The organism is Rhizobium sp. WSM409 (assembly GCF_057653825.1).
The window spans coordinates 364,019-387,517 of sequence record NZ_JBYGKP010000002.1; the positions used below are offsets into that span (position 1 = coordinate 364,019).

A 23,499-nucleotide genomic window follows, 5' to 3' on the forward strand; every position below is an offset into this window, starting at 1 on the left:
TTACCCCGTCTTGCGCATCAGCTTGCCTGAAGCCGTCGACGCACAATCCCTGCGTGGAAGTTTGCCCCATGCAGGAGGCCGGCATCGTTGAAGTCATAGGTCGGGTTATGAAGTGGCGGCGAATGCTCGCCGTTGCCAAGGAACACGAAACAGCCCGGAACCCGCGTAAGGAACTGCGCGAAGTCTTCGGATCCGGTCATGGGCTTGCTCGCGATGGCGACATTTGAAGCGTCGTACAGATCGCGTGCGACGCTCAAGGCCTCCTCCGTCAACGACGGATCGTTCATGAGGGGGATGAATTCCCTGGTGTAGACGACGTCAGCCTTGATGTTGTGCGTCATGGCGGTACCCTCGGCGATCACGCGCATCTGCTTCTCGATCGTCTCGCTGATCTCCGAGCGAAAGCTGCGGGCGTCGCCCAGAACGCGGGCGAAGCCGGGAAGCGCATTCCTCGTGCCGTCGGTGATCAGCTCAGTGACGGAGACGACGGCGATGTCGGCCGGATCCAGTCGCCGCGAGACGATGGTCTGCAGATTGGTCACGAGCGCGCAGGCCGCGACGAGCACTTCATTGCCCCAGTGAGGCCGGGCGGCGTGGCCGCCGACGCCGGTCAGCGTAATCTCGAAATTGTCCTCGGCGGACATGATCGCTTCAGGACGCGTATGGAAGCGGCCAATGTCGATCCCCGGCATGTTGTGGATGCCGTAGATCTCGTCGAAGGGGAATCTTTCGAAGAGCCCATCGGCGATCATTGCCAGCGCGCCTTTGCCCCATTCTTCTGCAGGCTGGAAGATGAAGCGTACCGTGCCGTCGAAACCGCCTTCCCCGGCCAGGACCTTTGCTGCGCCGAGCAGCATGGCGGTGTGGCCGTCGTGACCGCAAGCATGCATGATTCCCGGGTTTTGGGACCGGTGCGAGAGCTCCGCCTGTTCGTTGATCCTGAGCGCATCCATATCGGCACGCAGGGCAATGGCGCGATTGCCGTTGCCGCGTTTCAGCGTTCCGACGACGCCGGTGCCGCCGATGCCCTCGGTGACCTCGTCGAAGCCGAATTCCCGCAGCTTGGCCGCAACGAAGGCGGATGTCCGCCGCTCCTCGAAGCCAAATTCGGGATGAGCGTGGAGATCGCGTCTCCACGCTGTCATTTCCGCATGCAGCGCATCCTTGTCGATTGTCATGCCGGCAGTCCTTCCTTGGCGAGCTGGCGAACGACATCCAGCAGGATGTTCGCTCCGGCAACGAGATCTTCGTCGGCCGTGTATTCCCTCGGGTTATGGCTGATCCCGCCGATGCTCGGGACGAAGATCATCGCCGACGGGGCGATCCTGGCGATCATCTGCGCGTCGTGGCCGGCGCCGGAGGTCATCCGCCGGCAGGCGAGACCCCGGTCCCGCGCAGCCTTTTCGATGAGGCCGACGATCCCTTGGTCGAACTTCACAGGCTCGAACCGGGCAAGCCTTTCCACCGATATGCCGACCTGCTCCTCGGTTGATAGAATCTCCAGGAAGTTGGTGAGCGCGGTCTCCTCTTCTCTGAGGCGATCCTCGTCCGGATCGCGAAGGTCGACGGTGAAGGTTGCCCGCGACGGGATCACGTTGATGACATCAGGTTCGAAGCGCATGCAGCCGACTGTCGCGACCGTCGGCGTGTTCGAAGCCTTCGCCCGCTCGCGCAGGAAGATGACGACTCGCGCGGCGGCATGCCCGGCGTCTCGGCGCATGGAGATCGGCGTTGTTCCGGCGTGATTGGCATCGCCGGTGATGGTCACCCTCTGCCAGGAGATGCCTTGAAGGTCTTCCACGGCGCCGACCGGAATGCCTTCGCGTTCGAGGACCGGGCCTTGCTCGATATGCAGCTCGATATAGGCGTGCGGCAGGAGGAAGCCGGGCTCATGTTCGCCGGCATAGCCGATCCGCTCGAGCTCCTGGCCAAGTATCGTCCCGTCGGTGCCAATGGTGGCAAGAGCCGCGTCGACATCGAGACCGCCGGCATAGACCAGCGACCCCATCATATCGGGCGCGTAGCGCGCACCTTCCTCATTGGTGAAGGCCGCCACGACGATCGGCCGGGATGGCGCCAGGCCTTCGGCCTTCAGCGTCTCGATGACTTCCAGTCCGGATAGCGCGCCGTAGCAGCCGTCATAGATACCGGCGCCGATGACGGTGTCGATATGCGAGCCGAGCAGCAGGGGCGCTTCGTCGGCGACGCCGTCCGGTTTCCAGATGCCGAAGATGTTGCCGATGCGATCGACGGCGACGGCGAGCCCTGCGTCCTCGATCCATACGACGAATTGGTCGCGGCCGAGTTTTTCGGCATCAGAAGCTGCCAGCCGCACGAGCCGGCCGTCGCTATCCCGGCCGATTTCACCGAGCGTCCTGATGCGCCAAAGCAGACGCGCCGCATCGATGGATCGCGCGGTCATATCAAGGCTCCCTCCTGGATCTTCGCGGCGACGACAGCCGGCAGCAGTCCTGTGATTTCTTCATATTTGCCCGGATCGGTCGCGCCTTCCGTGTTGACGACGAAGATGCGGGAGCGTTGGTCGATCGAAAGCGCCGTCTTGATCGCCGGGTCGGCAGCGGCTTTGATGGCGGCTGCGAGGCCGACGCCGCCGCTTTCTCCAGCGACGATCGCCGGATCGCCGGAGATTGGACGGGCAAGGCGGTTCATGATCTCGATCGCGTCCCCTTCGTCCACCGTCATGAAGGCGTCGGCGGCACGGGAAAGAATCCGCCACGCGACAAGAGAAGGTTCATAGCATTCCAGCATTGCCATGACAGTTGGTTCGCCGTGGGCGATCGCAACAGGCCGCCCGGCGCGCGCCGTCTCGAAGAGGCATGCCGCGCGGGCTGGATCGACGACCGTGAAGACGGGACGTCGGTCGCCGAGCGCGATTGCCAGGTGGCCGGCGACCGCCGCGGCAACGCCGCCGACGCCGGACTGGATGAACACATGGGTCGGCGGCTCCGGCATCTGCCTGAGCGCCTCCCGGACGAGGGCGGTATAACCTTGCATCACCAGACCGGGGATCCGTTCGTAGCCCGGCCAGGACGTGTCCGAAACGATGATCCAACCCTTTGCCTCGGCTATGCGGGCCGCCTCCCGTACGGATTCGTTATAGGTTCCCTCAACGCGGATCATCTCAGCGCCAAAGCGGGCGATGGCGCTGACGCGCTCGTTGCTGACGCCTGAGTGTACGAAGATGGCGGCACGCGCGCCGGTGAGCTGCGCGCCCTGGGCAACCGAGCGGCCATGGTTACCGTCGGTGGCGCAGGCGACAGTCATCCCTTGTGCAACGGCGCGGACATCAGGTGAATGCAGCTCGGCCATATCGATGGCGCGGCCGAGCTTCTGCTGCGCCTGTTCGAGAACGAGACGGATCACCGCATAGGCTCCGCCGAGTGCCTTGAAGCTTCCGAGGCCGAGGCGATGGCCTTCGTCCTTGACGTGGATCGCGCCGACGCCGATTTCGCGCGCCAGTCCTGGCAGTGCCACAAGTGGTGTAACCACATGCTCGTCGCGAAAGGCGAGGTAGCGCTCCACCTCCTCGGCGGCAACGATGCCGAGCGCTTTCTCGTCTCTCGGATCAAGCGACAGACGATAGTCTGCCGTGGTGTTCAGAAGAAACATGGCGAACCTCGATTTGGTGATTTCGCTGAACTCTATTGCAAGGCCCGCGAAGAAGGCGCTGATATTCGGCCGCCTATTTGCAATTTTGTTTCGTGGAGCATCCATTTGAGCAAGCGCGTTCAGACTTCCCGTCTCGATGCCTTCGACCGCAAGATCCTCGCCATTCTCCAGCGGGACAACACAACTCCGCAGCGAACGATCGGCGAGGCGGTGAACCTTTCGGCGTTCAGCGCCGGATCAAGCGAATGAGGGAGGAGAGGATCATCCTGGCGGATGTCTCGGTCATCGAGCCGCACGCCGTCGGCCAGGCCATCACGATCTTCGTCGAGGTGGAGGTCATCAGCGAAACCGCCAAGCAGATCGAGCATGCGAAGAAAGAGTTCGCAGCCACAGCCGAGATTCAGCAATGTTATTACGTCACCGGCGAAGCGGATTTCATTCTTGTTGTCGTCGTGTCGTCGATGGCCGACTACGAGGCTCTGACGCGCAGGCTCTTTTTCGGCAACAACAACGTCAAGCGCTTCCGGACTTTCGTCGCGATGGATCGGGTCAAAGTCGGGCTTGGCGTGCCGGTCGAGTAAGACGATGCGGTAACCGGTTTGCCACCGCATCAGTTGCCGATGGCGGGATTACGCCGCGCGCTTCAGCGCATCGCCGAGTATCGCGACGATCGTGTCGATCTGGTCTTTCTCGATGATGAGAGGCGGAGAAAGCGCGATGATGTCGCCGGTCACCCGGATCAGCAGGCCCTTTTCGAAGCAGTCGACGAAGATGTCGTAAGCGCGGGTGCCCGGCGCCCCGTCACGAGGAGCCAGTTCGACCGCGCCGACCAGTCCGAGATTGCGGATGTCGACGACCTGAGGCAGGCCATTCAGCGAATGAAGGGCCTCCTGCCAGTATTCGGCGAGCTCGGATGCGCGCGTCAGCAGGCCTTCCTCCTCGTAGATCTCGAGCGTAGCGAGCCCGGCTGCGCAGGCGACCGGATGGCCGGAATAGGTATAGCCATGGAAGAGTTCGATCGCGTTATCAGGTCCGACCATCAGGCCGTCATAGACCCTGCGGCTGGCAAAGACCGCGCCCATCGGGATCGTGCCGTTGGTGATGCCTTTTGCCGTGGTGATCAGGTCGGGCACGACGCCGAAGTAGTCGGTCGCAAAAGGGGTGCCGAGACGCCCGAAGCCGGTGATGACCTCGTCGAAGATCAGCAGGATGCCGTGCTTGTCGGCGGTTGCGCGCAGCTTCTCCAGATAGCCCTTCGCAGGCAGGACGACGCCTGCTGATCCCGACATCGGCTCGACGATGACAGCCGCGATGGTCTCGGCGCCGTGCAACTGCACCAGGCGCTCGAGATCGTCCGCCAGTTCGACGCCGTGGGCGGGGAGGCCCTTTGAAAACGCATTGCGCCCGATGTCGAGCGTGTGGCGCATATGGTCGGCCGGTATTTGCGGGAAGACCCGCCGGTTGTTGACGAGACCGCCGACAGAAATGCCGCCGAACCCGACGCCATGATATCCCTTCTCGCGCCCGATGATCCGTGTGCGGGTGCCCTGGCCGATCGCCCGCTGATAGGCGATGGCGATCTTGAGCGCCGTATCGACCGATTCCGAGCCCGAGCCGGTGAAGAAGATCCTGTCGAGCTTGGCGTCAGGACCGCCCGGCGCGTTCGCAGCCAATTTCGCAGCGAAGTCGAAGGCGATCGGATGCCCCATCTGAAAAGTCGGCGCGTAGTCGAGGGTTGCAAGCTGTCGCTCGACGGCTTGGGCGATCTTCTTGCGGCCGTGGCCGGCGTTGCAGCACCAGAGCCCGGCCGTGCCGTCAAGCACCTGATGTCCATCGATGTCGGTGTAGTACATGCCCTCTGCGGCTGCGAGTAGCCGCGGCGTGGCCTTGAATTGCCGGTTCGCGGTGAACGGCATCCAGAAATTTTCGAGTACGGGCGCGTTCGTTTTGCTGAGCTGGTCCATCCTGGCCTCCTTTGGGATGGCGCCGAGAATGGCAATTTCTTCCTTTCAAACAAGTCCTTTTCTTTGTCGGTGCAAGCTATTGAAATTCAATGGTTGGAAGGATATTAATTTGGATATTCTGGACAACACAAACGGGTAGCATCATGTCAGTCGATATCGGCAACCGCCTTCGCTATCTCCGCATCGCCCATAAGCTTTCCCAGCGTGAGCTCGCCAAGCGCACCGGCGTGCCGAACTCGACGATCTCGCTGATCGAATCGAACGCCTCCAACCCGTCGGTCGGGGCTTTGAAGCGAATTCTGGACGGTATCCCCATCGGCCTGGCGGAATTCTTCGCCTTCGAGCCCGAGCGTCCAAGGAAGGCCTTCTATGCGGCCGAGGAGTTGGTGGAGATCGGCAAGGGCGCCATTTCCTACAGGCAGGTTGGAGAAAACCTGTTCGGGCGCAGCCTGCAAATACTCAAGGAATGTTACCAGCCGGGCGCCGATACCGGAAAGGTTCCGCTTGTTCACGAGGGGGAGGAGGGCGGGATCGTGCTCTCTGGAAGGCTCGAGGTGACGGTCGATGACGAGCGGCGTATCCTTGGAGCGGGTGACGCCTACTATTTCGAAAGCCGGCGCCCGCACCGCTTCCGCTGCGTCGGACCGGTGCCCTGCGAGGTCATCAGCGCCTGCACGCCGCCGACGTTCTAGTTCTTGCCCTCGATGCGGGCAAGCACGCCATCGAGTGCAGCGGTCAGCGCGGCAACGCCGCCCTTCTTCTCGAAGTCTGAAAGAACCTGCTCGTTCAGTCCTCCCTTGGTCGCGAATTCGCGGCTCAGTGCGCTGAACGGTTCGTTGCCGGGGCTGTTCGCTTTCTGCGCGAGGCTTGCAAAGAGCGGCGCAATGTAGGCCTGTCCCTTCGCCTTTTCGAGGCCGCTTCTTTCCAGCCAGACGGCAACTTGCTCCATGATGCCGAAATAGGTCGACATCATTGCGCTCGCTGCCGCGAGAAGATCATATTCCTTTCTGGACTGGCATTGGACGGCCGTTCCGAGCGTGTCGAAAAGCGCTGCGACGGCGGTATCGGGCGGATAGATGGCGGTGACGCCTTGCCGGCCTGCGACGAAGGGCAGGGGGATCGCCTGCACCAGATGCACGTCGGCGCCGATCCACTCGGATAGGGCCTGGCGCTCCGTCGCCGCAACGAGGCTGACGACCATTTGGCCATCCCTGAACGAAAGCGCGCGCGCGACCTCCTCGGCGACCTGCGGCCGTATCGCCAGGAACACCATGTCGCTGCGTTCGACGACGTCCTGATTGTCCTTGGCAATTCTGACGGCGGCGAATTCTTCTGCCAGCGTCGCGGCGATGTGAGCGCTTCGTGGAGAAACGTGAATTTCGGAGGCATAGGCCGGCTCAGTCAGAAGGCCGCGAACCATGGCCTCGGTAATTGCGCCGGTTCCGACGAAGCCGATACTGTCGATTTTCATTTGATTACTCCGCAGCCCGCAGCGGGCCTAACGCGACATAGGCCAAGCCACATCGCCTACAACACGACAAAGGCGACCGTTGCCACCTCCAAGCCAGTACCCCGCGACTATGCACCCGACAGGGACCGGGTCAATGCCGTCTACGTCACATCCGGGGTCATGCGGTTCTGCGGCCGGATGAGCGGAAGCCGTGGTTGGAAAGGGCCGGTCGAACGCGGTGGCGATATGCCGGACCTGGAGACGATCAATCGTGGAGGACTATAATGATAGTCGCAGCTGTGGGGCCTCCAGGCGATTGCGACAAGCCTGGAGCTTATTTGTAAGTGATCTTGTCGCCGACCCTCGGGCGATTGAAGTAATGGCGATCGAAGCTGTAGCCATTCTGCCCGGTGAAGTTTGAAAAGAACGCCGAGACCGGCGTCGTCAATGTGTACTGCACCCTGGTCAGCACCACCTGCACGCCATCATCCTGGATTTCCGAGGGGACCTCGATTGCGCTCGCCGCGCCGGAGTTAAGGGCGGAGGTGTTGAGTGCTGCAGACCAGTTGACCGTCGCGCTGCCACTCTTGGTGATATCGTCCACCGCGACGGTGATCGTCAGCCCTGTCGTCTCATAGGGCTGCAGGATGAAGCTGGCGCCAGAGAGAAGCTTGGCGACGTCGGACTTCGTCCAGGAGCCCTGCTGTGAAATCATGTCGCCTGTGGAGGAGGCAATCTCGTCTATCTTTCGGCTGACTGTGAGCGCATGGCCGAGATCGACGGTGCCGAACAGGAGCATCACCAGGATCGGCAACACCAGCGCGAATTCCACACCCGAAGCCGCTGACCGGTCGCGCACGAGATGACGGGTGCGGGATCGGGCGAAGCGGAAGAAGGACAGGCTCCGTTTTATGATCATGTCAGAAAGGCTCGTTGCGGAACAGAACGGAAGATCCGAGCAGGTAGCGGCCGTCGGAAAGCTTGGCGCTCGAAAGGCTGAAGAAATTGACGACGGCTGTCCATGGCAGGAACGTCTGAACCAGGATGTAATCGCTGCCTTTGCCGATGTCATAGGTCTCGGTGACGGTGAGATTGCCGCTGTCGTCGATGGGGTCGGTGCTGGCGGCGGACGAGAGGTCGGAAAGCACGATCACCTTGACCAGCAGACCGCTGGAGCAGCTGAACGACAGAAGCATGTCGTTGCAGATTCTGGTCTTGAAATCGGCCAGCGTGATCTTGGAGGATGCAACCTCGCCGGTGCGGATCATTCGGGAGATCTTGTGCACGGAGGCGTCCAGCGCCGAGTTGACGAAGAACATCAGCGACACTTCGATAATGCCGAATATCATGATGAAGAGCGGCAGAGCCAGGATCGCAAATTCGATCGCAGCGACCCCTTTGCGATCGCCGAACAGGCGGCGCAACGATGCGAAGCGTTTCCCTCGCCTCATTGGGTCAACCGGACGGATGCGAGGTATTGGGTGAAAAGCGCCGACAGGCCTGCGGTGATCTCGGTCGACGATGACGCTGATAGGAACAGGCTCTTGGACGATGCGCAGTCGGAAAGCGCATAGGGGATGTAATCCCGTCTCGTGATGCTGGTCGACACGCCAGTTTGCATGATGCCACCATAGGTGCCTTTCCAGTTGGCGCTGGCCATGGTCGAACCGACAGTTGCGTTGTAGCCCCAATCCGATGTGAGCGGCAGGTATTCGGTATAGAGAACCCCCATGGTGGCGGACTGGTTTTTGAGGTAGGCGCACCAAGCTGGATTGAGCGGCGCCACCTTGTTCCAGTATGTCCCGGAAATTGCCTTGTTGTTCGACCATGTGACCTTGTCGGTCACCCATTCGCGCTGCGATTGGACGCCGTCCGTCAGCAGGAGAACCAGCTTGAGCGGCGAGTTCGAGGCCGTCCCGTCCCCGCCCGTGCCGACTTTCTGCTTGAGCGTTGTCAGGGAGACGTCGAAATAGGTGGCTGCCTTCGAGGTCGCGCTGGTGAGGCCGTAGCTTGCGTCCGCGAGGCGATTGCGCGCCGTGTCCGTGCTGAGCGTCGGGGCCAGAACTTCCGTAAGGGTATCGCCGAGGCTATATAATCCGACCTTGATGCGTTGATGATTGCTGTCTGAGGTGTCGATCAGCGCAAGCACGTCCTTGACGGCGTCACCGGCGACATCGGCGCGCAGCTTTATGTTCTTGGCAGTGCTGTATTCGTAATTGTTGTTGTATGTCTTGTTGCCGATTTTGTGCGCGTCGCCCGTGTGGCAGGCGAACTGGCAGCCGATGCCGGAATACATGGTCGCCTGGCCGGCCGTTGTTGCCGCCAGAAGCATCGACGGGGATGTGTCGATGACGATATAGACGTTAAGATAGGAGGTGGCCGGCCCTTTGACGGCGCTTGCCACGCTGACGTCAACGGTGTCGATGTTGGCGATCTTCATCAGCGTCGTCGGAACCGTGCCGCTGGCTGTCGCCGTGATCTTATGGTTTGATGTGTCAATGTTGATGTCGCCAAGCGTATAGCTGTTTTCCACCTGCGCGTGGAACCAGTCGGAAACCTTTTGCTTGAGGGCGACGGCGTCGTCGGTATCGATCTCTTTGACTGCGGCGATCAGCGCCGTGTCCAGGTCGCTCTGCATCCTCTGGCGGACATTGTAGGTCCTGATGTAGTCAAAGCTCGCGCCGACTGCGACGATCATCGGCACCAGGGTGAGGGCAACGACGATCGCGACATTGCCGCCCCTATCCCTACCGAGACCACGAAGGGTTTGGAAGACCCGAGCAAGTGAATATGAAAGACCCGAGCGCAAAAAGACCACCGTCAAATAAGTCATACTAATATGCAAGAAGTATCCGGATTGCTTAAGTCTCTGTTAATTACTGTGTTTTTCGCCACAAAATGGCCGCCGCCGCGCTATTTCCTGCGCAAATTGTATATGTCTGCGAATTATGGATAGGCGCGGAACGACATCGCATGGCCTTTCACGCTGAGCGGATCGCATACGTGCGGCCGGAAGTGGGCACACGCCCGGCCCTCATCCGCGACCTCTCCAGCGTCATCGTTCAACAGCCTTAGCTGTCCAAGCGGAGATCCGCACGTTCGGCAGCATGTTCTTCTAATTTCCACTGCTCTTGCGCCGGAGACCTGACCGAGCTCGAGACACTCAAGGCCGGAGGATTTCTCCCGTCAATAGTGCGAGACATCATGACATCTCGTTGCCAAGGGCGGCGATGACGCGGTCGGCCATGAAAGCGCAACGGACGCCGTCGAACGGGAAAAGGGCCGAGAATGCGCCGGAGAGCTGTTTTTCGATCGACTGGCGCATCATCTTGCGCGCCCGATGCAGCCGGGTCTTGGCCGTTTCCGGTCTTATGCCAAGATAGGAGGCGGCCTCCTCCGTGCTCATGCCCTCGATATCCCGCAGCACGAACACGGCACGAAAATCGTCTGGGAGTTCGTCGACCGCGTTTTCAAGGAGATGCCGCGCCTGGCTCCTGGACAGCTCGGTTTCCGGATCGGTTGCGGACAGGGAGGACGGAAACTGTAACACTTCGCCACCCGGCGCCGTCGTCTGCATGTCGATTTCCTCAAGCCCGGTGGTGTTCTTTCGGGCCCGCACACGGCTGAGCGCCTCGTTAAGCGTAATGCGGGTCAGCCATGTCGAAAGCTGTGCCTCGCCCCGGAATGTCGCCAGACTGGTGAATGCCTTGATGTAGGCGGCCTGGACGACGTCTTCCGCCTCCGCATCATTGCGGATGACGGCGCGCGCCGTCCGGAACAGGCGCTGATTGTGACGTTGAACGATGGCGCGGATGGCGGGCTCGTCGCCTGCTTTTGCCAAGAGCACGAGATCGGTGTCGGACAGTATCGACATCTGCTGCCGGTGTCGCTCGGCCGTAACCGGAATGGCTGTCATAGGGAGTCCTCCGCCCCGCTCGCCTGTCTTTCGATTGGAGCCCGGCCTATGGCCGGACGTCCAGCTTGCCCGTCATGGCGGGATGAAAGCGACAATAGAAATCGACCGCTCCCGCCTGGGCGACCGTCATGCGGGCTTCCGATTTCGGTGGCAGGTCGATATCGAAGCTCTTGTCGCGAGCGGTTGCCGTGTGCCGGAATATATCATCGTTTCGCCAGACGATCACATCGCCGACACGCAGCTCGGCAGGCGGCGAGCCGAATTTCATGCCGGTGATGGTGATTTGATAGTCGGCCGCCGAGGCAACCCCGTTGCCCGCCCAAAGCAGTGCAGACAGCAGCGGGAGCCGCAGCGATTTCATCAGCGAGCCCATTCCTCAAGCCTATTTGATCATGGAAGCCAGATGCTCGGCATGCATCTGGTGCTCCTTGAATAGCGTCAGGCCCGTTTCCAGCAGCGACTTGAGCTCTTTATTCTCAGCCGACGGGATCAAGGTGTTGGCAAGCGCGTCGTTGACCGACTTGTGATAGGCGACTTCGTTTTCGACATAGGCCTTGTCAAACGCCGCGCCGTCGAGCGCCTCCAGCGTCGTCAGTTCCTTCGCTGCCTGTGTCGACAGGGACTGGCTGACGGCGTTGTCTTCGGGCGTCACCTTCAGCTTCTTGACGAGGGCGAGCGCCTTATCATTGACGGCCTTGTGGTCGCGCTCCATGGTTTTGGCGAATGCTATGACGTCGGCATTCTTGCTCTTCTTCAAAGCCTGCTCTGCCGCGGTGACATCGATCTGCCCCGCCGTATAGGCGATGTGGGCGATCTGAGGATCGGTCGGCTTGGCATCGGCGGCGATCGAAGCGGTGCCGAGTGAGGCCGCCATCAGGGTGGCGCCGAGAATTCGTTTCAACATGATCTGTCTCCCTTGTGTCGTGGCCGAATGTCTTCCGGCAGCAACGGTGATGCGCCTTGGGAAGCGAACATTGGATGCAGATCGAGCGAAAAGGTTCCCGGAAATTTCGGGACCCAGAGAAACAGCTTGTCACCGACGCGTCAGTCTTTGCCGAGGAAGCGCTGAAGCACGATGGCATGATTGTGGGCCATGTCTTTTGCAGCGTAGAGAAGCGTCACGTCCTCTTGTCGAATCTGGCGTTTCAACTCCTCGACGGAGGATGGATTTTTCTCCAGCTCGTTTTGATACCGGCGCTGGAACTCGGTCCATTTGGCGGGATCATGGCCAAACCATCGGCGCAGCGCCGGGCTTGGTGCGATATCCTTCGACCAGATATCGACTGCTGCATCCTTCTTGCTCAACCCACGCGGCCATAGCCGGTCGATCAGGATGCGCGTGCCGTCCTTGTCGTCTTTCTGCTCGTAGATTCGTTTGAGGTGCAAGGACATTTGTCCACCCGACATAAGTTCGAAAACCAATCTAGACGAATACGCGTGACGGGGTTTTGGTTCCAGGCTCGAGCCCGCAGCTCGATCGGGTGCGTGCACAGGCAGCCATCGCACTCAACTTAGGAATATAGGTTGTCGGTCGGCCACAGATGAACGCCTCCGATTGCTGTAGCATTGTCGCGGCCAACTGATGCTCTTCGGTCCTTGGCCGCTGATATTTTCGATTCTCCCAATATTGCCAAATGTCACGTTTCGAATATGCCTGTGGCTTTGCGGAGGGATTTGCATTGACGCAGCTTTCGAACGCCCGCGCTTCAATCTTCGAACTGATCGTTCTGATCGGACTCGGCGTTGCTGTCAGCGCTCCAGCGGCATCGGCGGGCCAGAACCAATGCGCCGGCCGCGCCTCAGAAATCATCCGTCTTGCCTATCCGGGTGCCAACAACGCCGACGACGCTTTTCTGTTTGGGGGCGCAACCATCACATTGCCAACAGACGACAATGTCGACAGCGATCCGCGTCGGGTGATTTGCCGGATCTGGCCAGCTCAACCGCAACTGACGCTTGTTGCTGTCCCCTTGATGACAGAGCAGTCGGATTCGGAAAACGAGGGGGACATCGAACTGCTCGTGGTCGACAGCACCAATCTTCGTGTAAAGCAGCGCCTGCGTCTTCAGGGACTTATGTCCGACGATGCCATTCATGTAGAAAGCGTCGCCTTCGATACCGCACGTTATCAACTCGCTCCTCGGAAAACGGCTTTTGGATTGCGTGTTACGCTGGAAGGCAGTTCGCGCGCCAATCCATTCGGCGAAACGACCTTATGGCTCTTCTCAGTCGACCCTGATGGGCTGAAGCCGGTTCTCGACAATATTGTCGTCAGCGAGAACCACGGAGAATGGGATACCGCCTGTGCCGGTGAGTTTAATGAAACCACGCGCACGCTTTCAATGGGTTCACCAGCAAAAGGCGTGTTTGCCGATATAGTCGTAGCCGAAAAAACGACCACTTCCGTTGCCACTGTCGGAAAGGATGGTGATTGCCAGAGCGAAGATAAAACGACGATTGGCAAACACCGGCTGCGTTACGACGGAGCGAAATATATCGTTCCCAAAGATCTGAAGCGCGATGAGTAAGAGGATGTTTGTCCAGGCCGGTGATGGCCGCAATGACCGGGACAACTGCGATAGAGCGCCGCGTGTCCGACAGGACGCTCTATCGCTTGCATTGGCGCGATCTGCCCTTCGCCGCTGTCGACGTCAGAAAGGATAGTGCTGGGCGGAATCCTCGACCGTGATCCAGCGCAGGTCGGTGAATTCAGCGATCGCCGCCTTGCCGCCGAAGCGGCCGTAGCCGCTGCCTTTGACGCCGCCGAAGGGCATTTGCGCCTCGTCGTTTACCGTCGGGCCATTGATGTGGCAGATACCGGATTCGATCCGCGCCGCAACCGCCATGGCCCGCTGGACATTGCGGCTGAAGACGGCGGATGACAGGCCGTATTCGGTGTCGTTGGCGATGCGGATTGCCTCTTCCTCACTGGTAACGCGAATGATCGGCTTGACCGGGCCGAAGGATTCTTCTGCATAGACGCGCATCTCGGGCGTGACATGATCAAGCAGCGTCGCCTCGACCACGGTGCCGGAGCGCTTGCCGCCGGCCACGAGTTTTGCACCCTTGGCCGTCGCATCGGCAATCAGCTCTTCCATTTTCTTCGCAGAATCGAGGCTGATCAGCGAGCCGAGAACGACGTGGCCACGTGGGTCGCCGGCCGGCAGCTGGCTGGCGCGGGCGGCCAGTTTGGCGACGAACTGATCGGCGATCGTCTCGTCGACGATGATCCGCTCGGTCGACATGCAGATCTGGCCCTGATGCATGAAGGCGCCGAAAATGGCGGCGTTGACGGCACCGTCGATATCGGCGTCGTCGAGGATAACAAGCGGCGCCTTGCCCCCGAGTTCAAGAAGGGCGGGTTTGAGATACCTGCCGCAGGTCTCGGCGATGATCTTGCCGACCTTGGTCGATCCGGTGAAGTTCACGCGCTTGACGGCTGGATGGGCAATCAGCGCGGTGACGATCTCAGGCGCGTCCTCCGGCGCGTTGGTGAGGACGTTGATGACGCCGGCCGGCAGGCCGGCTTCGGTCAGCACGGTGGCAATCAGCCGGTGTGTGCCGGGGCATTGTTCGGATGCCTTGAGCACGACGGTATTGCCGCAGGCGATCGGCATGGCGATGGCGCGGGTGGCGAGGATGACGGGCGCGTTCCAGGGAGCGATCGCCAGGCAGACGCCGGCGGCCTGGCGAACACCCATGGCGAGCGTGCCGGGTTTGTCGGAAGGGATGATTTCGCCTGATATCTGCGTCGTCATGGCGCCGGCCTCGCGCAGGATATTGGCGGCGAGCATGACATTGAAACCGGCCCAGGGTGCGGTTGCGCCCGTCTCCTCGATCATCAGAGTGGTAAACTCGCCGACTTTGGAATCCATGATATCGGCAGCCTTCATCAGGATCGCGCGGCGCTGGCCGGGGCCGGTCTTCGACCAGGCGCCGAAGGCAGCGGCGGCGGCACTAACGGCTGCGGCAACGTCGTCCAGGTCTGCCGCTGCGGCGCGGCTTGCGAGCTTTTCGGTGAAGGGATCGATACGATCAAAGGTCCGGCCGCTGGAGGCTGCGCGGTCGGCGCCATTTATGAGGAGGGAAATATTCATCGGAGGTCTCCTTGGGTCAAAAACTAGAAGCCGAGGACTTCGGCGTTGATGGAAGCTTCGAGGCCGCCGTCGACGGCAAGATTGGCGCCGTTGATCCAGCGTGCGCCATCCGAGCAGAGGAAGAGCACCGGCGGCGCAACATCGGCGGAGGTGCCGGCGCGGCCGACGCGGGTGATGTCGCTATCGACCCTGGCATCGCCGAGCACGGCGCGGAACTGCTTGAGGATCGGCGTTTCCACCGGTCCGGGGCTGACCGCATTGACCCGGACGCCGCGGTTTTTGAACAGCGGCTGGTGGCTCGCGCGCATGGTCCAGAGCAGCAGCAGCTCCTTGGAGAGCGGGTAGCCTTCCTCATCCTTGAGACCGTGTTCGGCGACGACCGCCGCCACTTCGGGAAAGCCTTCGATTGATGTCAGCGACTTTGCCCGCTCGAGGTTGGCGCGCCAGCCGTAGCCGGCGATCGAGGCGACGTTGACGATGGCCCCACCTTCGCGCAGGCGGGGCGCCACGGCTTCCGACAGGGCGCGAAGGCCATAGAAATTGACGGCGAGCGTCGAGACGACACCCGTGTTGCCGGAAAGGCCGGCGACATTGGCGAGCGCGTCGAGGCGCACCGGAAGCTGCGCGACGATCTCGGCAACGCCTGATGCCGTGGACAGATCGCCCTTGATGAAGGCGGCACTTCCACCCGCCGGCTCGCGCACATCGACGCCGATGACCTCGGCACCCATCTGACCGGCCAATTCCGCCGTGCGGGCGCCGATGCCGGAAGCCACGCCGGTCACCACGATCGTTTTACCAAAAAGCATGAACGTCACCTTTCGCAAGAGAATCCGGAAACAAGCCGGCTCATTCTTCCCATTTGATTTTATGCGGACCCGGCAATTTCAGCCGGTAGCCGACCGGCAGAAGTTGAAAATCGAAGCGGCGCTCGATTTCGCCCCAAAGGCCGCGCGGCAGGTAGAGCGAGAAAATCAGGGCGGTGGCGCCGAGGCCGATCAGGTACCAGACGCCGGCTGAACCGAAGACGGTCTCGATCACGAAGAACAGGATGGCGCCGAGGATCGCGCCTTCGAACTTGCCGATCCCGCCGACCAGCACCATGAAGATCATGTAGGCCGTCCATTGGACGCTGAAATAGGTCTTCGGCTGGAAGGTCGTGGCGGTCGCCAGCCACAGGCCTCCAGCGACCGCGATGCCGAAGGCGGCGAGCACGAAGAGCAGCCTCTTGGTCGCGATCACCCGCACGCCGACCGAGGTTGCCGCCTCCTCATTGTCGCGGATCGCCTGCATGGCCGCACCGGCGCGGCTGCGCATCAGCATGAAGAGAGCACCGAGCAGGGCGGCCATGGCTATCAAGGCGAGCCAGTAGATCGTTGCCCGCCGCGTCGCGCCATCATAGACGTTGAGCGAGATCAGCGAGGTGCCGGTTTCCCCCTGGATTAGCCGGTCGAGGTTGACGAGCAGGTGGGCGAGTTCCGCTATCACCCACATGCCGATTGCGAACTCGCCGCCCTTCAGGCGCAGCATGAACAGCGAAAGCGGTATCGACAGCGCGCCGGTCACGACCGCGGCGGCAAACAGCGAGACGAAGGGATTGAGTCCCGCATCCGCCAGGCGGATGGTGAAATAGGCGCCGAGGCCGAAGAACACCTGCTGGCCGACCGAGACCAGCCCGCCGAAACCGGCAAGCGCATTCCACATGGCGGCAAGGATCACGTAGATGAACAGGGCCGTCATCCGGTCGATCGCGCCGGCGCCGAGGACAACGGGGGCAAACATCAGCAGGACAAGCACCGCGGCCATGCAGCCGAGCGCCACCCGCGACGTCTTCGTCCAGCGTTCTATCGATATTCCGTTGGAGGCAAGGGTCGCGTTTGGGCTCATGTCGGGCTCCGGAGACGGGTGCGCAGTTTGAGAAAGGCGCCAAGTTTGTCGAGAGACGGCATGCCGAACCGGGATAGCCTGACGAAAAGCACCAGCAGGAACACGGCATGGCCGCCGATCAGGAAGCCTTGCGGATGCAACTGCGCGCCGAGCGATTGGGCAAGACCGAGAACGATGCCGCCGGCAAGCGTGCCCCATAGCGATCCCGCGCCGCCGATGACGGCCGCCTCGAAGGCGAAGAGAAGTTGTGGGCCGCCGGAGTAGGGGCTGAAGGTTGCCCGCATCCCGAGAAAAGCACCGGCGATCCCGACCGTGACCATGGTGATCGCGGTGGCGACGGCGTTGACCCTGCGGGCGTCGATGCCGACCAGCCCCGCCGTATCGGGATCTTCCGCCGTGGCGCGGATCGCGCGGCCAAGCGCAAAGCGGCTGAGGAAGAACTGCAGCCCGCCGAGAACGAGGACTGCCGTCACCATCATCAGGACGGCAAGCTTGCCGACGTAGATGTGGCCCGGCAGCTGCCAGGATGCATAGGACAGGTTGCCGATGAACGGTGCGAGCGACCGGGTGTCGGCGCCGAACTGCTCGAACAGCAGGTTGTCGATGACGATCGACAGGCCGAAGGTCGTGAGAATCGGCAGGAGCGTGCCGCCGCGGGCGCTGCGTTCCAGAATGAAACGCTGCAGCAGCCATCCCGCCGCCGCCATGACCGGCAGCACGATCAGCAGGCCGGCGAAGGGTGGAATGCCGGCTTTGGCGGCCAGCAGCCACAGCCCATAAGCGGCTGCGACCGCCAGGCTGCCATGCGCGAGATTGATGATCCGCATGACCGAGAACATGAAGGACAGTCCGCAGGCGATAACGGCGTAGTAGCCGCCGAGCAGAATGCCCTGGAGCAGGGTGTTGATCACGATGCGCTCCTTTCGCCTGATGTCCGGTGCAATCCGAAATAGGCTTGAGTGACATGTTCGCGCGTGACGGCGGCGGCCGGCCGGTCGAGGACGATGCGTCCTTCCAGCATGCAGATGACACGGCTTGCCACGCTCATGGCGCGAGCGAGATCCTGCTCGACGAGCACGATGGTCGTTCCCGACGTGAGCAGCGCCTGCAGCTGGGCATAGACGCGATCGACGACCAGAGGCGAAAGTCCGAGCGAGACCTCGTCCAGGAGAAGAATATCGGGATTGCTCATCAGCGCCCGGCCGATGGCGGTCGCCTGCTGTTCCCCGCCCGAGAGGTGTCCTGTCTTGGCGTGACGGCGCGGTTTCAGGTTTGGAAAAGCGTCGAGGACGCGCTCGATGTTCCACTCGCCCTTACGGCCGGAACTCTTTCCGAGAAGCAGGTTCTCTTCCACCGTCATCTGTGAAAACAGGCGCCGGCCTTCCGGCACCAGGGCAATGCCCTTGGCGATCCGTTTGTGGGACGGGACGGCGGCCAGATCTTCGTCGTTGAGGAGGACGCGGCCGGAGGATGGCAGATGGGCGCCGGCGATCGATCTGAGCAGCGTCGTCTTGCCGGCGCCATTTGCGCCGACCAGCGCCAGCACCTCGCCCCTGGCAAGATCGAAGCTGACGCCGCGCACCGCCTGAAGCAGGCCGTGGCGGACGTCGAGGTCGCGGATGGAGAGAAGGCTCATGCAGGTGTCCCTCCGAGATAGGCCTTCACGACCTCCGCATCGCTCATGACCGTTTTCGGTTCGCCATCGGCGATGATCCTGCCGGCGTCCATGCAGATCAGCCGCTCCGCCACCTGCAGGAGGATATGAACGATATGCTCGATCCAGACGATGCCGATGCCGCGGCGGCGCAATTCGAGGATGGTTTCGACGAGTTCGCTCGCCTCGCCATCGGTCAGGCCGCCGCCGATCTCGTCGAGCAGCATCAACCTTGGCTGCGTGGCAAGCGCACGGGCAAGCTCCAGGCGTTTGCGATCGAGCAGGCCGAGCGTGTCGGCAGGGCGGTTGGCGACGCCAAGCATGCCGCAGAGCGAAAGCGAATCCACCACGCGCTCATAGGCCTCGTCGCGGCTTGCAACATTGCCGTGCGATGCGGCGACGAAGACATTCTCAAAAGTCGTCATGCCGCCGAAGGGTTTGGGAATCTGATGGGTCCGAACGAGCCCGGAGCGGCAGCGCTCCGCCGCCGTCCGGCGCGTGACGTCGACGCCGTCGAAGGTGATGCTTCCCTCATTCGGCGGGAAGGCGCCGGCGAGCACGCTGAGCAGGGTCGTCTTGCCAGCGCCGTTCGGCCCGACAATGCCGATCGCCTCGCCATCGCCCATGGAAAAATCCAGATTCTCCAGCACCACCAGCGCGCCGAACCGCTTGTGGATCCCCTTGGCCGAGAGAAAGGCTCCTCCCGGCCGTCTTTGAGCTTCCCGCTGCAGCACTGTGCGTTACCCGTTATAGGCGGTGAGCTTGGCGCCGACCGGGACATTGGGGTCGGTGGCGTTTTCGGTGACAACATAGTCTAGCGCGAATTTCGAGCCCTCCGGCGCTTTCACCCATTGCGTGCCGATGATCGGTCCGGGAGAGACGTTGGCGACGGGGCCGCTGGTGAAATCGACCTTGCCGGCGATGGTCGTGGTCTTCAGCGTGCTGATCGCCTTGGCGACGGCCTCCTTGCTCTTGACGTCGGTGCTCGCCTTCAGCGCATCGAAGCCGGCGTCGAGAAGCGCAAGGCTGGCGCCGAGCTGTTGCGTCCACTGCTTGCCGCTTGCGGTTTCATAGCCGTCGGCGAGTTCGGTTCCGGAGACACCCGTGAGCGTGGATTTGTAGGGGAAGGCCTTGTGCCAGTAGGCGGCGCTGCCGATGTTCAGGCCGAGATCGCCGAGTGCCTCGATGTCGGAGGGAAACAGGCCGGTCTTGGCGATCTGGCAGATCTTGATCTGCTGGGTGAGGCCCTGCTGTGCGGCCTGACGCCAGAAGGCGGCAAAATCAGGCGGTATCGGGAACGAATTGAAGATCTCCACGCCCTCCTGCCTGAAGAGAGCGATCTGCGCGGTAAAGTCGGTGGTTCCGGTTTCATAGGCGCCGGGATCGACGATGGTGAAGCCCTCCTTGGCGAGTGCCGGCGCCAGATGGGTGCGGATCGCATTGCCGTCGGCGTCGTTCGGATACATGACGCCGACCTTCTTGTTGGTCTCGATCAGGTTCCACTGCGAGACATAGGCCTTGTGGAACTCTTCGACGCCGAAGCCGAAATGATAAGTCCACTTGAACGGCGAGGGTGCGCCCGGCTTGGCGCCGCGGCCGAAATACCACGCTTCCCAGGGCATGACCGTCGAGAGGCAGGGAATGCCGGCCGCTTCACAGGCATCGGCCACCGGATTGATGGTTTCGGGCGTCGAGACGGCAAGCATCAGATCGATCGCCTGGTTGTTGATCAGGTCCTTCGCCAGTTGGCCGGCACGCGAGGGATCGGACTGGGTGTCCTGGTCGACGATCTCAACCTTCCAGGTCTTGCCGCCTGCCTGCAGGCCGTTCGCCAGCGCCTTGCGCGCCAGTTCCAGCACATAGCCGTCCGTCTCGCCGAAGCCGCCGAGAGGGCCGGTGCGCGGGCTGATGAAGCCGACCTTCAGCGTATCACCGCTCTGAGCAAAGGCCGTGCGGCCGGAAAGCGCCAGCGCTGCACCACCCGCCACGGTCGATGCGATGAAAGAGCGGCGGCTCAGCGATGCCGCGTTGATTTTTCCGCTGCGGAAAATGCCGTTCATGAAATCATTCCTCCCTCTTGATCGGGCCTCCCAGCCCGTTCCCAGTGTTCATGTCGGCCGATCGATTCAGATCGGGTAGTGACGTTTTGCCGAGGCCATGGTGATCCATCTGAGCTCGGTGAATTCATCGATCGCCGCCTTGCCGCCGAAGCGGCCGTAGCCGCTTGATTTGACGCCGCCGAAGGGCATTTGCGGCTCGTCGGAAACTGTCGCCTCGTTGATGTGGCAGATGCCGGATTCGAGCCGCATGGCAACGGCAAGCGCTGCATTGACGTCGGCGCTGAAAACGGCGGCCGACAGCCCGTATTCGTTGTCGTTGGCGACCGTCACGGCCTCGTCGACGCTGCCGACCCGGACGATCGCCGCGACCGGTCCAAAACTCTCTTCGCGATAGATGCGCATGGCAGGCGTCACGTGATCGATGACGGTCGCGTCCATCAGCGTGCCGTTGGCCTGGCCACCGCAGACGAGAACCGCGCCCTTTTGCAGGGCATCCTCGACGAGCGACCGGACGCGGCGGACGGCCTCAGTGTTGATCAGCGTGCCGAGCGGCGTGTTGCCGTCCTTGGGATTGCCGGCGACGAGGGTTGCGGCTTTGGTGCGGAATTTGCCGACGAAGCCGTCGGCGATCTCGTCCATCAGGATGATCCGCTCGGTGGACATGCAGATCTGGCCCTGGTTCATGAAGGCGCCGAAGGCGGCCGCACGCACCGCCTCATCGATATCGGCATCGGCAAGGACGATGAACGGCGCCTTGCCGCCGAGTTCGAGCAGGCAGCGCTTGAGATGCCTTGCCGCGGACTCGGCAATGATCCTGCCGACGCGGGTGGAGCCAGTGAAGTTGATGCGGCGCACGGCCGGATGGGCAATCAGCGCATCGACGACGGCGGCGGCATCGCTCGGCGCATTGGAAACGACATTGACGACGCCGCGCGGAAAGCCGGCGTCACACAGGATGTCGCCGATCAGGCCATGGGTCTTCGGGCAAAGTTCTGACGCCTTGAGGACGACGGTGTTGCCGCAGGCAAGCGGCATGGCGACGGCGCGGGTGCCTAGGATAATTGGCGCATTCCAGGGGGCAATGCCGACGCAGACGCCTGCCGGCTGGCGGACCGCCATGGCAAGGCTTCCCGGAATGGCGGAGGGAATGATCTCGCCGGATATTTGCGTGGTCATCGCCGCAGCCTCGCGAAGAATATCCGCGCCGAGCCCGCAATTGATCGCCGCCCATTGCGCGGTGGCGCCGGTTTCACCGGTCATGGCGGCAACGAGTTCGGGGGTGCGGGCCTCCAGGATGTCGGCGGCGGCATTCAGGAGCCTGCGTCGTTCGCCCGGGCCGGTCTGCGACCAGTTCGGAAAGGCCGCTGCTGCCGCATTGGCTGCCCTCGTCATGTCAGCAACGGATCCTGCCGAGGCGATCGTTGCGACATCGCCGGTCAACGGATCGCTGCGTTCGAAGGTGGCCCCTTCGGAAGCATCCATCGCCTCGTTGTTGATCATCAGCTTTGCCGAAAACACCGTTCCACCATTCCCCACGCGTTGGTTCCACGTGATGACGCTCGCATTGTTGCCATGGGAGAAAACGAGCGGACGCGGCGCCACGAGGGCCGCCTGACCGTTCCTGCATCTGTTGAAGTGCCTCCTCCCAAAGGCTGATGGAGAAAAGGTTACGCCGATCTGGCACGGATGGAATGCGATTTATTGGGTTAATATTGTAATTATCCGGTGATATCAGCATTGTTTGACTTGGGAGTGGAGGAGAAGCGTTGGCGACGGACGGAGGGATTCATCACTATGCCAGGGGCGAGTGGCACGCTCCGTCGCTGTCGCACCGGCGCATCCGTTTTCAAAAAGGGCTGTATGCCGATTTCCATCATTTCCTTCTGCTCGGCGAGGGGAGCGGGGAACTTCACTTCGAGAATGGCGAACATCGGCCGCTGCACGGACCGCTGCTCGCCTTCCTGCCGCCACAGGCGCGATGCGACCTGTCGATATCAGCCGGAACCGCGGCTCATCTGGTCGGCGCTTCGCCGCAGATCATGGTCGATGCGATCGGCGACAAGGTGGAATCCTATTCGCTGCGCATCTTCACCGAACAGAGCAAGCTGGTCGAGGCACTGGATCCCTTGACGGTTACCGAAATCAGTCCGCTGATCTCCGGCTTCGTGCGGGAACTCGGCGATCCCTCCCGCTCCTCCTGGATGGTCGCATCCGCCTATATCAGGCTCATCCTGATGGCGCTTTGGCGCGGTTCCGATAGCGAAAGAAACGAGCAGCGCGGGCAGGGCGAAGTGGGATCGATCCTGCAGCGATATCGGCAACTCGTCGAGGCCGGCTTCCGCCAGCACCGGCCGATCAGCGATTATGCCGCGGAGCTGGGCGTCACGGCCGACCGGCTGCATTCCACCTGCCAAAGGGCGCTCGGCCGCTCGCCGATCCAGCTCCTGCATGAGCGCGTGGTGCAGGAGGCAAAGCTCAGATTGGAGCGATCAGCCCGCAATATCCAGGAAATCTCCGACAGCCTCGGCTTTCGCGACCCGACCTATTTCAGCCATTTCTTCAAACGCAAGACCGGCCTTTCACCCGCCAGCTACCGCGAAATCGCCCGCGCTTCGGCCGGCTCGGGAAACAGCATGCTGTCTTCAGGCTACGCCGACTGGCCTTAGGCTTGGAGCACATTGGGCAAAGTTGGAATTTGTCGGTTCTGGATCGCAAATCATGCTGACTTGGAATCCCAAGCCGGCGTAGGATTGCGATGCGCCGATATCGTTGAAAAACTCGTTGGACTGGTTGCTGACCCGCTCATTCCTGACCTCTGAGCGGGATAGACCTGCCATTGAA

23 protein-coding genes and 1 pseudogene are annotated in these 23,499 nt (G+C 61.8%); 4 read left to right on the plus strand and 20 right to left on the minus strand.

Going from position 1 to position 23,499, the window contains the following annotated elements; genetic code table 11:
- Positions 1-17: 17 nt before the first annotated feature.
- Genes AC25BC_RS25250 through AC25BC_RS25260 form a run of 3 tightly spaced genes read right to left on the minus strand, consistent with a single transcriptional unit; the run spans position 18 to position 3,630 of the window.
- On the minus strand, positions 18-1,178 hold the full coding sequence (locus tag AC25BC_RS25250; RefSeq protein WP_003562270.1) for a M20 aminoacylase family protein: 1,161 nt from the start codon (positions 1,176-1,178) through the stop codon (positions 18-20).
- Positions 1,175-2,422: a Zn-dependent hydrolase gene (locus AC25BC_RS25255; protein ID WP_128438749.1), complete on the minus strand. Its 1,248-nt coding sequence runs from the start codon at positions 2,420-2,422 to the stop codon at positions 1,175-1,177. Before AC25BC_RS25255 ends, AC25BC_RS25250 begins: the two co-directional genes overlap by 4 nt.
- Positions 2,419-3,630, minus strand: coding sequence for a diaminopropionate ammonia-lyase (locus tag AC25BC_RS25260; RefSeq protein ID WP_128438748.1), 1,212 nt, complete (start codon positions 3,628-3,630; stop codon positions 2,419-2,421). Before AC25BC_RS25260 ends, AC25BC_RS25255 begins: the two co-directional genes overlap by 4 nt.
- 105 nt (positions 3,631-3,735) lie before the next feature.
- Here AC25BC_RS25260 and AC25BC_RS25265 point away from each other — a divergent pair.
- A pseudogene (locus AC25BC_RS25265) lies at positions 3,736-4,211 on the plus strand (Lrp/AsnC family transcriptional regulator).
- 48 nt (positions 4,212-4,259) lie between these two features.
- Here AC25BC_RS25265 and aptA read toward each other — a convergent pair.
- Positions 4,260-5,594, minus strand: a complete 1,335-nt coding sequence (gene aptA / locus AC25BC_RS25270) for an omega-aminotransferase AptA (RefSeq protein WP_003562266.1) — start codon at positions 5,592-5,594, stop codon at positions 4,260-4,262.
- Positions 5,595-5,737: 143 nt separating this feature from the next.
- Between aptA and AC25BC_RS25275 the strand changes: the two genes are divergently transcribed.
- A complete protein-coding gene (locus AC25BC_RS25275) occupies positions 5,738-6,286 on the plus strand; it encodes a cupin domain-containing protein (protein WP_017996032.1) in 549 nt (182 codons plus the stop codon).
- Here the strand turns inward: AC25BC_RS25275 and AC25BC_RS25280 are convergent.
- The 8 genes from AC25BC_RS25280 to AC25BC_RS25315 all read right to left on the minus strand — a co-directional run bounded on the left by AC25BC_RS25280 (position 6,283) and on the right by AC25BC_RS25315 (position 12,352).
- Complete coding sequence (locus tag AC25BC_RS25280; RefSeq protein ID WP_003562264.1) at positions 6,283-7,065, minus strand: pyrroline-5-carboxylate reductase; 783 nt, start codon at positions 7,063-7,065, stop codon at positions 6,283-6,285. The genes AC25BC_RS25275 and AC25BC_RS25280 overlap by 4 nt on opposite strands.
- A gap of 313 nt (positions 7,066-7,378) precedes the next feature.
- Positions 7,379-7,963, minus strand: a complete 585-nt coding sequence (locus AC25BC_RS25285; RefSeq protein WP_128438747.1) for a TadE/TadG family type IV pilus assembly protein — start codon at positions 7,961-7,963, stop codon at positions 7,379-7,381.
- A 1-nt stretch (position 7,964) separates the two neighbouring features.
- Entirely contained in the window at positions 7,965-8,495 is a 531-nt protein-coding gene (locus AC25BC_RS25290; RefSeq protein ID WP_017996029.1) for a TadE/TadG family type IV pilus assembly protein, read from the minus strand.
- The gene (locus AC25BC_RS25295) at positions 8,492-9,877 is read right to left on the minus strand and encodes a TadE/TadG family type IV pilus assembly protein (RefSeq protein WP_128438746.1); all 1,386 of its coding nucleotides are present in this window, start codon (positions 9,875-9,877) and stop codon (positions 8,492-8,494) included. Before AC25BC_RS25295 ends, AC25BC_RS25290 begins: the two co-directional genes overlap by 4 nt.
- A gap of 369 nt (positions 9,878-10,246) precedes the next feature.
- The gene (locus AC25BC_RS25300; RefSeq protein WP_128438745.1) at positions 10,247-10,960 is read right to left on the minus strand and encodes an RNA polymerase sigma factor; all 714 of its coding nucleotides are present in this window, start codon (positions 10,958-10,960) and stop codon (positions 10,247-10,249) included.
- A 46-nt stretch (positions 10,961-11,006) separates the two neighbouring features.
- Positions 11,007-11,333 carry a cupredoxin domain-containing protein gene (locus AC25BC_RS25305; RefSeq protein ID WP_003562258.1) on the minus strand — a complete coding sequence of 109 codons (327 nt, stop codon included), beginning with the start codon at positions 11,331-11,333 and terminating at the stop codon, positions 11,007-11,009.
- Positions 11,334-11,342: 9 nt separating this feature from the next.
- A complete protein-coding gene (locus AC25BC_RS25310) occupies positions 11,343-11,864 on the minus strand; it encodes a DUF4142 domain-containing protein (RefSeq protein ID WP_128438744.1) in 522 nt (173 codons plus the stop codon).
- A 140-nt stretch (positions 11,865-12,004) separates the two neighbouring features.
- Entirely contained in the window at positions 12,005-12,352 is a 348-nt protein-coding gene (locus tag AC25BC_RS25315; RefSeq protein ID WP_128438743.1) for a DUF488 domain-containing protein, read from the minus strand.
- A gap of 242 nt (positions 12,353-12,594) precedes the next feature.
- On the opposite strand from AC25BC_RS25315, the gene AC25BC_RS25320 reads away from it, so the two are divergent.
- The gene (locus tag AC25BC_RS25320; protein ID WP_487778572.1) at positions 12,595-13,488 is read left to right on the plus strand and encodes a PA3715 family protein; all 894 of its coding nucleotides are present in this window, start codon (positions 12,595-12,597) and stop codon (positions 13,486-13,488) included.
- A 123-nt stretch (positions 13,489-13,611) separates the two neighbouring features.
- Here the strand turns inward: AC25BC_RS25320 and AC25BC_RS25325 are convergent, their stop codons facing one another.
- From AC25BC_RS25325 to AC25BC_RS25360, 8 genes are all read right to left on the minus strand, one after another.
- Positions 13,612-15,057 carry an aldehyde dehydrogenase gene (locus tag AC25BC_RS25325; RefSeq protein ID WP_128438741.1) on the minus strand — a complete coding sequence of 482 codons (1,446 nt, stop codon included), beginning with the start codon at positions 15,055-15,057 and terminating at the stop codon, positions 13,612-13,614.
- A gap of 23 nt (positions 15,058-15,080) precedes the next feature.
- Positions 15,081-15,866 (minus strand): coniferyl-alcohol dehydrogenase, encoded by a 786-nt coding sequence (locus tag AC25BC_RS25330; protein WP_128438740.1) that lies wholly within the window; start codon positions 15,864-15,866, stop codon positions 15,081-15,083.
- A 40-nt stretch (positions 15,867-15,906) separates the two neighbouring features.
- Positions 15,907-16,944, minus strand: a complete 1,038-nt coding sequence (locus tag AC25BC_RS25335) for a branched-chain amino acid ABC transporter permease (RefSeq protein WP_128438739.1) — start codon at positions 16,942-16,944, stop codon at positions 15,907-15,909.
- Positions 16,941-17,855, minus strand: a complete 915-nt coding sequence (locus AC25BC_RS25340; protein WP_128438738.1) for a branched-chain amino acid ABC transporter permease — start codon at positions 17,853-17,855, stop codon at positions 16,941-16,943. Before AC25BC_RS25340 ends, AC25BC_RS25335 begins: the two co-directional genes overlap by 4 nt.
- Positions 17,852-18,580: an ABC transporter ATP-binding protein gene (locus AC25BC_RS25345; protein ID WP_128438737.1), complete on the minus strand. Its 729-nt coding sequence runs from the start codon at positions 18,578-18,580 to the stop codon at positions 17,852-17,854. The genes AC25BC_RS25340 and AC25BC_RS25345 overlap by 4 nt, the downstream gene beginning before the upstream one ends.
- The gene (locus AC25BC_RS25350; protein ID WP_003562248.1) at positions 18,577-19,332 is read right to left on the minus strand and encodes an ABC transporter ATP-binding protein; all 756 of its coding nucleotides are present in this window, start codon (positions 19,330-19,332) and stop codon (positions 18,577-18,579) included. The genes AC25BC_RS25345 and AC25BC_RS25350 overlap by 4 nt, the downstream gene beginning before the upstream one ends.
- Before the next feature lie 6 nt (positions 19,333-19,338).
- The gene (locus AC25BC_RS25355; protein WP_128438736.1) at positions 19,339-20,658 is read right to left on the minus strand and encodes an ABC transporter substrate-binding protein; all 1,320 of its coding nucleotides are present in this window, start codon (positions 20,656-20,658) and stop codon (positions 19,339-19,341) included.
- Between the two features lie 66 nt (positions 20,659-20,724).
- Positions 20,725-22,158 (minus strand): aldehyde dehydrogenase, encoded by a 1,434-nt coding sequence (locus AC25BC_RS25360; RefSeq protein ID WP_206642374.1) that lies wholly within the window; start codon positions 22,156-22,158, stop codon positions 20,725-20,727.
- 266 nt (positions 22,159-22,424) lie between these two features.
- On the opposite strand from AC25BC_RS25360, the gene AC25BC_RS25365 reads away from it, so the two are divergent.
- Positions 22,425-23,324 carry a helix-turn-helix transcriptional regulator gene (locus AC25BC_RS25365; protein WP_128438735.1) on the plus strand — a complete coding sequence of 300 codons (900 nt, stop codon included), beginning with the start codon at positions 22,425-22,427 and terminating at the stop codon, positions 23,322-23,324.
- The last annotated feature ends 175 nt before the right edge of the window (positions 23,325-23,499 follow it).